Origin of the sequence: uncultured Oscillibacter sp. (genome assembly GCF_910584465.1) — a bacterium.
In the GTDB taxonomy this organism is placed as follows: Bacteria; Bacillota; Clostridia; order Oscillospirales; family Oscillospiraceae; genus Oscillibacter.
Map to the genome: position 1 here is coordinate 1 of NZ_CAJUBK010000099.1, position 5491 is coordinate 5491.

Genomic DNA, 5491 nt, shown 5'->3' on the forward strand with positions numbered 1-5491 from the left:
ACCTACGCCCGGATCAACGAGTACGGCTTCATCGAGGCCCCCTACCGGGCCGTGGACAAGGAGACCGGCAAGGTCTCCAACGAGATCACCTATATGACCGCCGACGAGGAGGACAACTTCATCGTCGGCCAGGCCGCCGAGCCTGTGGACGAGGACGGCTGCCTCGTCAACGCCCGTATCACCGGGCGGCACCGGGACGAGATCGTGGACGTGGACCGGGAGATGGTGGACTACATCGACGTGTCCCCCCGGATGATGGTCTCCATCGCCACCGCCATGATCCCCTTCCTGCCCAACGACGACGCCAACCGCGCCCTGATGGGCGCGAACATGCAGCGCCAGGCCGTGCCCCTGCTCCGGCCCGAGGCCCCCATCGTGGGTACCGGCATGGAGCACAAGATCTGCATCGACTCCGAGATCGTGGTCCTGGCCGAGGGCGACGGCGTGGTCACCTCCGTGGACGCCCGGCATGTCACCGTGAAATACGACAGCGGCGAGACGAAAGACTATAAGCTGGTCAAGTTCCTCCGCTCCAACCATACCACCTGCATCAACCAGCGGCCCATCGTGGAGGTGGGCGAGCGGGTCCACGGACGGGGCGTGGACGCGGACGGCCAGCCCGTCGACCCCACCGTCCTGGCGGACGGCCCCGCCACGGATCAGGGCGAGATCGCCCTGGGCCGGAACATCCTGGTGGGCTTCATGACCTGGGAGGGCTATAACTACGAGGACGCGGTGCTGCTGAACGAGCGCCTGGTCCGGGAGGATCTCTATACCTCCATCCACATCGAGGAGTTCGAGATCGACGCCCGGGACACCAAGCTGGGCCCCGAGGAGATCACCCGGGACATCCCCAACGTGGGCGAGGACGCCATGAAGGACCTGGACGAGAACGGCATCATCCGCGTGGGCGCGGAGGTCAAGGCCGGCGACATCCTGGTGGGCAAGGTCACGCCCAAGGGCGAGACGGATCTGACCGCCGAGGAGCGTCTGCTGCGGGCCATCTTCGGCGAGAAGGCCCGGGAGGTCCGCGACACCTCTTTGAAGGTCCCCCACGGCGAGAGCGGCATCGTGCTGGACACTAAGGTCTTCACCCGCGAGGGCGGCGACGACCTGGGCCCCGGCGTGAACATGGTGGTCCGCGTGTATATCGCCCAGCGCCGCAAGATCCAGGTGGGCGACAAGATGGCCGGACGCCACGGCAACAAGGGCGTCGTGTCCCGGGTGCTCCCCCAGGAGGATATGCCCTTCCTGCCGGACGGCACGCCGCTGGACATCGTGCTGAACCCCCTGGGCGTGCCTTCCCGTATGAACATCGGCCAGGTGCTGGAGGTCCATCTGGGCTATGCCGCCCACGCCCTGGGCTGTAAGGTGGCGACCCCCATCTTCGACGGCGCGCGGGAGGAGGACATCTCCGCCATGCTGGCCGAGGCCGGCCTGGACCCCGACGGCAAGAGCGTTTTGTACGACGGCCGCACCGGCGAACCCTTCGACAACAAAGTCACGGTAGGCTATGTCTACTTCCTCAAGCTCCACCACCTGGTGGACGATAAGATCCACGCCCGCTCCACCGGCCCCTACTCCCTGGTCACCCAGCAGCCCCTGGGCGGCAAGGCCCAGTTCGGCGGCCAGCGCTTCGGCGAGATGGAGGTCTGGGCCCTGGAGGCTTACGGCGCGGCCTATACCCTCCAGGAGATCCTGACGGTCAAGTCCGACGACGTGACGGGCCGTGTCCGCACCTACGAGGCCATCGTCAAGGGCCACAACGTGCCTCAGCCCGGCGTGCCCGAGTCCTTCAAGGTCCTGGTCAAGGAGCTCCAGTCCCTGTGCCTGGACATCCAGGTCCTGGACGCCGAGGGCAACGCCATCGAGCTCCGGGAGGACGAGGACGCCATGGATACCTTCAACCTGGCCCGGATGGACGCCGACGACGAGCGGAGCCGCAGCGCCTACAGCGAGGATCTGGCGGCGGAGTTCCAGGAGTCCGGCTATGACATCGAGGACGCCCCCGAGGACGCGGGCGCGGACATCGGCGCCGAGCTTGACGGCGAGGAAGACGAGGACGACGACGAATGATGCGTTCGTTGATGATTCAAATGTATGGTCCCTGCGCGGACGCGGGGGCCATAGACCCGGAGCTTTGAAGGAGGAACGCGCAATATGATCGACAACAAGACCGGCGGGAACATCGCCTTCGATGCGATCAAGATCGGCATGGCCTCGCCTGAGCAGATCCGCGAGTGGTCCTACGGCGAGGTGAAGAAGCCGGAGACCATCAATTACCGCACCCTGAAGCCGGAGCGGGACGGCTTGTTCTGCGAGCGCATCTTCGGGCCCACCAAGGACTGGGAGTGCCACTGCGGCAAGTACAAGAAGATCCGCTATAAGGGCAAGATCTGCGACCGCTGCGGCGTGGAGGTCACCCGGGCCAAGGTCCGCCGGGAGCGGATGGGCCACATCGAGCTGGCGACCCCCGTCTCCCACATCTGGTATTTCAAGGGCATCCCCTCCCGGATGGGCCTGCTGCTGGACATCAGCCCCCGCATCCTGGAGAAGGTGCTGTACTTCGCCAACTATATCGTCACCGACCCCGGCGAGACCCCGCTGAGCAAGAACCAGATCCTCTCCGAGAAGGAGTACCGGGACTACCGGGAGAAGTATGAGGACGACTTCCAGGCCGGCATGGGCGCGGAGGCCGTGAAGCAGCTGCTCCAGGACGTGGACATGGACGCCCTGTCGAACCAGCTCCACGCGGAGCTGAAAGGGGCCTCCGGCCAGAAGAAGGCCCGCATCGTCAAGCGGCTGGAGGTGGTGGACGCCTTCCGCCTGTCCGGGAACAAGCCGGAGTGGATGATCATCGACGTGCTGCCCGTCATCCCGCCCGAGCTGCGGCCCATGGTCCAGCTGGACGGCGGACGGTTCGCCACCTCCGACCTGAACGACCTGTACCGCCGGGTCATCAACCGGAACAACCGCCTCAAGCGGCTCATCCAGCTCAACGCCCCGGACATCATCGTCCGCAACGAGAAGCGGATGCTCCAGGAGGCCGTGGACGCCCTGATCGACAACGGCCGGAGAGGCCGGGCCGTCACCGGCGCGAACAACCGGGCCCTCAAGTCCCTGTCCGACCTTTTAAAGGGCAAGCAGGGCCGCTTCCGCCAGAACCTGCTGGGCAAGCGCGTGGACTACTCGGGCCGGAGCGTCATCGTCGTCGGGCCCGAGCTGAAGATCTATCAGTGCGGCGTGCCCAAGGAGATGGCCGTGGAGCTGTTCCGCCCCTTCATCATGAAAAAGCTGGTGGAGGACGGCACCGCCAACAACATCAAGTCCGCCAAGAAGATGGTGGATAAAGGCGTCACCGAGGTCTGGGACGCCCTGGACGTGATCATCAAGGATCACCCCGTCATGCTGAACCGCGCCCCCACGCTGCACCGCCTGGGCATCCAGGCGTTCGAGCCGGTGCTGGTGGACGGACGGGCCCTGAAGCTCCATCCCCTGAACTGCACGGCCTTCAACGCCGACTTCGACGGCGACCAGATGGCCATCCACGTGCCCCTCAGCGCCGAGGCCCAGGCCGAGGCCCGCATCCTGATGCTCTCCGCCAACAACCTGCTCCGCCCCCAGGACGGCGGCCCCGTCACCGTCCCCACCCAGGACATGGTGCTGGGCAGCTATTACCTGACCATGGACCGGATGGGCAGCGCCGAGAAGGGCGCGTCGGAGGTGTGGTGCGTGGACGCGGGCGACACGGACCTGACCGCCGGGAGCGTGGTGGACGCCGACGCCTTCCTGGCCGCCAACGAGGCCATCGAAGCGGCGAACGCGGACGCCCGGAAAAACGGCGGGCCCGAGAAGCGGAAGGCCGTTTACAAGCCGGTCCGGATCTACGCCAACGAGAACGAGGCCCTCATGGCCTATAACGAAGGCATCATCGGCCCCCACTGCCCCATCCTGGTCCGCCGGACCCAGGAGGTGGACGGCGTGGCCTATACCCGCATCGTCGAGATCACCCCGGGCCGCATCCTCTTCAACTACAACATCCCCCAGGACCTGGGCTTCGTGGACCGGAGCGACCCCGCCCACGTCTGCGACTACGAGATCACCGAGACCTGCGGCAAGAAGCAGCTGGGCAAGATCGTCGACAAGACCATCAATAAGCACGGCTTCACCATGGCCGCCGAGGTGCTGGACGCCATCAAGGCCACGGGCTACAAGTACTCCACCCAGGCGGCGATCACCGTCTCCATCGCCGACATGACCATCCCGCCCAAGAAGTACGAGATGGTCCGTGACACGGAGCAGAAGGTGCTGAACATCGAGGCCCAGTACAAGATGGGCTTCATGACCGACCAGGAGCGCTACCGCAACGTGGTGCAGGAGTGGGAGAAGACCACGGACGACGTGTCCGACGCCCTGCAGAAGAACCTGGACCGCTACAACCCCATCTTCATGATGGCGGACTCCGGCGCCCGGGGCTCCATGAAGCAGATCCGCCAGCTGGCGGGCATGCGCGGCCTGATCGCCAACACCGCCGGCAAGACCATCGAGATCCCCATCAAGGCCAACTACCGGGAGGGCCTGACGGCCCTGGAGTACTTCATCTCCAGCCGTGGCGCCCGGAAGGGCCTGGCCGATACCGCCCTGCGTACCGCCGACTCCGGCTACCTGACCCGCCGCATGGTGGACGTCAGCCAGGAGGTCATCATCCGCTATGACGACTGCGGCGTCACCCACGGCATCAAGGTCTCCGAGATCAGCGAGAACGGACAGGTCATCGAGCGGCTGTCCGACCGCCTCCGGGGCCGGTTCCTGGTCAGCGACGTGGTGGACGCGGAGACGGGCGAGGTGCTGCTGAGCAGCGGCGCGATGATGAGCGGCGTGGCCGAGGCCAAGCTGCTGGAGTCCCGGAAGTGGGTTCAGGAGAACACCCGCCCCGGCGACCGCTGCGAGTTCGACCCCAGCGGCGATCCGGACAAGAAGCCCACCGTCATGATCCGCACGGTCCTGACCTGCAAGGCTCCCAGCGGCGTGTGCGCCAAGTGCTACGGCATGAACCTGGCGACCTCCAAGCCCGTCGGCCCCGGCGAGGCGGTCGGCATCATCGCCGCCCAGTCCATCGGCGAGCCGGGCACCCAGCTGACCATGCGCACCTTCCACACCGGCGGCCTGGCCGGCGGCGACATCACCCAGGGCCTCCCCCGTGTGGAGGAGCTGTTCGAGGCCCGGAAGCCCAAGCGTATGGCCACCCTGTCCGAGATCGGCGGCACCATCAAGTTCGAGGAGGCCACGAAGGGCAGCCTGCTGAACATCATCGTCACCGCCGAGGACGGGGACACCCGGACCTACGCCGTGCCCCACACCGGCCTTTTGGTGAAGGACGGCGACGTGATCGAGGCGGGCCGCCAGCTGACCTACGGCGCGCTGAACCCCCACGATGTGCTCCGCATCCGGGGCGCGGACGCGGTGTACAACTACCTGATCCAGGAGGTCC

2 protein-coding genes are annotated in these 5491 nt (G+C 66.2%); both read left to right on the forward strand.

Annotated elements, in window-relative coordinates; all coding sequences use genetic code 11:
- Positions 1-2076 (forward strand): DNA-directed RNA polymerase subunit beta (locus tag QZ332_RS12955; RefSeq protein ID WP_295766181.1); only part of this gene is annotated, 2076 nt, incomplete at its 5' end.
- Between the two features lie 84 nt (positions 2077-2160).
- Positions 2161-5491 (forward strand): DNA-directed RNA polymerase subunit beta' (rpoC, locus tag QZ332_RS12960; protein WP_295766183.1); only part of this gene is annotated, 3331 nt, incomplete at its 3' end.